The organism is Pseudomonas sp. SID14000 (assembly GCF_002165135.1).
In the GTDB taxonomy this organism is placed as follows: Bacteria; Pseudomonadota; Gammaproteobacteria; order Pseudomonadales; family Pseudomonadaceae; genus Aquipseudomonas.
Window position 1 is genome coordinate 1 of record NZ_NFZQ01000188.1, and the last position, 354, is coordinate 354.

At 62.7% G+C, this 354-nt stretch carries 1 protein-coding gene; it reads right to left on the bottom strand.

The genetic code is table 11. The features are described 5' to 3' along the window. The coding region (locus tag CAY82_RS26860; protein WP_170931151.1) for an immunoglobulin-like domain-containing protein at positions 1-354 on the bottom strand (354 nt) is incomplete at both ends.

Consider the following 354-nt stretch of genomic DNA (forward strand, 5'->3'; position numbering starts at 1 on the left):
CCGGGGTCTGGGCTGGGTTGCTCAGGGTCACGGTGTAGGTGATGACGCCGCCTTCGGTGACGCTTGGCGAAGCGGTCAGGGTCGCGGTGGTGGTATCCACCGAGTCGTTGATGGTGGTCTGAGCTGGCGTCGGGTTCGGCACCAACTGCTCGAAGTTACCGCCAGTAGCACCGGTAATCGTGGTGCTGACGGTCGAGCCGTTGTTGTAGACATCGTTGGTCGGCGTTTCGAAATCAACACTGCCCTGGGTCTTGCCGGCTTCGACGGTGATGGTCTGGCCGTTGGACAGGGTCACGGTCACCGGGGTCTGGGCTGGGTTGCTCAGGGTCACGGTGTAGGTGATGACGCCGCCTT